Here is a 544-nt window from a genome sequence, read left to right on the forward strand (position 1 = left end):
CCCAAAAGCAACAGCCTGTGCAGAATTTGATTATTGGAAAAGTATAGGTAGAAGCGTTAAAAGAGGTGAAAAAGGAATACCACTTTTAGATATAGATAGTGGAAGGATAAAATATATCTTCGACATAAGGCAAACAGTAAGTATTAATCATAGTATTTCTGAGGTAAAGTTATGGAAATATGATAGCAAAAAGCATTTAAACTTATTAGATGACCTGATAGATAAGTTTAAAGAAAAAGATAGTAATCTTCTATTAAGCCAAGAAGATAAAATTGATGCCTTAGTAGAAAGTAATGTTAGAGGAAAATTCAATAAAATTATAGAAAGTCTATCTGACGAAAGTTTAAAAAGCATTCAAAAGGTAGACCTTTTTAATTTGTTAAAAGAATCCGTAAAAATTTCCATAAGCGAGAGAATGGAGATTTCATATCAGCTAAAAGAAGAAAACTTGTCCTTACTGTCTAAAATATCAAGTTCGGACGTAGACAAAGTATTAAGTATAAGCTCTAACATAAGTAAAAATATCTTACTTGACTTGGGAAGG

The 544-nt window shown here is 29.8% G+C and carries 1 protein-coding gene; it reads left to right on the top strand.

Going from position 1 to position 544, the window contains the following annotated elements:
- Window positions 1-544: hypothetical protein (locus HMPREF0072_RS10345; protein WP_004830365.1), on the top strand; the 544-nt coding region annotated here is incomplete at both ends.

Source organism: Anaerococcus lactolyticus ATCC 51172 (genome assembly GCF_000156575.1).
GTDB lineage: Bacteria > Bacillota > Clostridia > Tissierellales > Peptoniphilaceae > Anaerococcus > Anaerococcus lactolyticus.